At 40.5% G+C, this 2,722-nt stretch carries 4 protein-coding genes; all 4 read right to left on the reverse strand.

The annotated features are described in order from the left end of the window. Positions 1 to 178: 178 nt before the first annotated feature. The 4 genes from PQQ36_RS22325 to PQQ36_RS22350 all read right to left on the reverse strand — a co-directional run bounded on the left by PQQ36_RS22325 (position 179) and on the right by PQQ36_RS22350 (position 2,618). Positions 179 to 475, reverse strand: a complete 297-nt coding sequence (locus tag PQQ36_RS22325) for a hypothetical protein (RefSeq protein WP_156115208.1) — start codon at positions 473 to 475, stop codon at positions 179 to 181. 139 nt (positions 476 to 614) lie between these two features. Continuing rightward, positions 615 to 1,046, reverse strand: a complete 432-nt coding sequence (locus PQQ36_RS22335) for a hypothetical protein (protein ID WP_118893696.1) — start codon at positions 1,044 to 1,046, stop codon at positions 615 to 617. Between the two features lie 147 nt (positions 1,047 to 1,193). Beyond that, positions 1,194 to 1,775: a hypothetical protein gene (locus PQQ36_RS22345; protein ID WP_273662728.1), complete on the reverse strand. Its 582-nt coding sequence runs from the start codon at positions 1,773 to 1,775 to the stop codon at positions 1,194 to 1,196. A gap of 105 nt (positions 1,776 to 1,880) precedes the next feature. Further along, on the reverse strand, positions 1,881 to 2,618 hold the full coding sequence (locus PQQ36_RS22350; protein WP_273662731.1) for a hypothetical protein: 738 nt from the start codon (positions 2,616 to 2,618) through the stop codon (positions 1,881 to 1,883). Between the last annotated feature and the right edge of the window lie 104 nt (positions 2,619 to 2,722).

A 2,722-nucleotide genomic window follows, 5' to 3' on the forward strand; every position in this document is an offset into this window, starting at 1 on the left:
CCATGGGGTTCCAATATTCTTCCATTTCAATCCTTGATATGTGGCGTACTCAAATGCGTTATAACGCCCTGTTAAGGGGTGAGCAACGCAATACCGAAGCCGCCGCATACCACCTTAATCACTTAAACCAACGCATAGTAAAAATGCCACGCGTTGCGAATCCCTCTTGAACAGTTTGTTATGCCTTGGTGCTAAAGGCATTAGTAAGGTCAGCTAAATCTCTTGCAGCTTCTTCAGTAATTCTTTCAACAGTGTAATGTCCAAAGAGAACCCCATTATCGAATGATTGGGGGCCATCACCTACGAGGAGTAGGTCAAAATAATACCCATCTACAGTTTTAACAACTGCATCTACAACGTATTGATTGAAGTCGATTCTTTCAGCAAGAATTTGACATTCTGAATATTTGTATTCGTTGTCACCAAACAAGAACGTAAATATTTCACCATTTCTGATATCAAAAAAATTCTTCACATCCATTCTCCTTTAGAGGCATAACGCTGCGTTAAGGGGTGAATGCCGCATAAACCAACTTTCCGCAGACCACTTTCACCACCAAAACTAACCGCATACCAAAAATACCACGCGGCATGAATCCCTCTTGAACGCCTTGTTAGCTGGCTAACTGCCAACGGTTAAGGTGATAGAATAACAAACCTTGAACAGAACCGAACAAGCCTACAGAAATACTGATTGGCAAGGCGAAAAACAGCACATACTTTATGATGTCGTTTAAATCTGCGCCATCAAGTACAGTTCCGGCTGCAAAAGCTTGGTTAGAGATAGTTAACCCAAAAAACACGATGCACACAGTAAAACCGACCAAAAAACCTTCCACTGCGTAGGCCTTGACAGTCACACATTGCTTGGCAAGGTTGCAACCCAATTTCGCGCTACGCCATGCGACCACTAAAGAAATTGGGAATAAATATGCTGCAAACAATGGGATAGCAATACGCCAATCAGAAACTAAAAGTAGCCCGACGCATAACCAAAATACGAATACAATGACGCCATTTTGAATACCAATCAATCTCGGGCTCACTTGTTCTCCTTTGCCAGCTAACGCCCTGTTAAGGTGTGAGCAACGCAATACTAAAGCCGCTGTATACCGCCTTAAACACTAAACACAACGCATAGTAAAAATGCCAAGCGTTGCGAATCACTCTTAAACAGATTGTTATAGCGCTGCTCACCACGATTGCATATTAGTTCTAGCTTCGAGGTAATGCATTATAACGGAATCAGCGCAATCTAACTCTTCACTGATATCATTGATCATTTGCCCAAAATGACGGAGATTTACGTAAAATATCCCGTCAGTTGAACCCTTGCCGCTTCGATCAGTTGAATACCTAAAACTCATTGAATCAGGGTCTGCTTTCGCCAATTCATTAACAACGTGCTCTACTTGGGCAAACTTCTTATCAATGTTAGATTCGAAGACTTTACGCAAAATCCCTTTGACCGTTTTCCAAAGCTCATCGATTTTATGGTGTTTTGGATAACCACCTTCTTGGTCTAAAAGCTGTCGACCGTTGCTGACAATATTTTTTAAAAGTAATTCAATATGCTGCCTATATAAAAATACTATCGGATAAACCAAATAATCTTGATCTCTGCCCGTATCATTTACCTGTAGCACCAACGAATCCGCAGCTAATTTATATCCATTGATATAGCCATGTGACATATCTGGATGAAAGTTCAAACAAGCATTATTATGCCAATCACTATCCGATTTGAACAAGGGTTCAAACTCTTGTTTAGCCATAGAAACCTCCTGCGCTATAACGCCGCATTAAGGTGTGAGCGACGCTTGGCTATACTTGAGCGAAGCGAAACTGCCAAGCGTTGCGAATCACTCTTAAATGCTTTGTTATGTAGCTTTAGTGACGGTTATTTCATTAATACAACCTTGACTAATCTCCATAAAAAAAACACGTTCAAAGTCAGCGTTCTTGTTTAATTTTGCTTGTCGTTCCAACCTAAACATTTGGTCTTTTTTGCTACAGTCTGCCACAATTAATAGCCAACATTCATCGCAGTTTTTGTGGTATTCCTTAAGTTTTAAGTTTTTAGAATCTATACATTTTTCGATCTGTTGATCAAAGGAACTTGAAACAAAACCAGATTCAATACAACTCCAACGATGTGCTTTCAGCCAAGTAGTGTTGTTGCAAACACCATAATTGACGTAAATCCCAAGAATTCCGTATTGGTGTGACATATCACTTAGTGGAACAGAGTAAACAGACCCATTTAACGCTCTCGCACATTCAATCGAGCCTATAACTACATCAGCTATATATTTCGATATTTCATTTTTTATGCGTCCCTTATAACTAACTGGATGTGAGAACGTTACTCGTACCTGCAAAGGGTCAAGGTGCGCACATAGTTCTTGTGCTTTTGCTACCACCGAGCGCTGTATTCCTGAGATTTCTGCTTTTTTAGGGTGTTTAATATCTGTTAGCTCAATACCTATTCGATGGTTACCTAACGTACAAATAAAATCTGGAGATTCCCGTTCTTCTAAACTGGTATATTGTAGTCCAAGTAGCTCAGCAAATTTATCGAATTGAAAACGCTCAATTTTCTTTTGTTTGTTACTCACGAACCCTCCTCGACTTTTCCCATGCTACATAACGCCCTGTTAAGGTGTGAGCAACGCAATACCGATGCCGCCGCATACCACCTTAAACACTAAACGCAACGCAT

The sequence above is a fragment of the Vibrio sp. CCUG 15886 genome (assembly GCF_028570825.1).
Taxonomy (GTDB): domain Bacteria; phylum Pseudomonadota; class Gammaproteobacteria; order Enterobacterales; family Vibrionaceae; genus Vibrio; species Vibrio vulnificus_B.

Coding starts and splice junctions, on each gene's coding strand:
- PQQ36_RS22345 (WP_273662728.1), bottom strand. CDS start 1,775: ATGGCTAAACAAGAGTTTGAACCCTTGTTCAAATCGGATAGTGATTGG.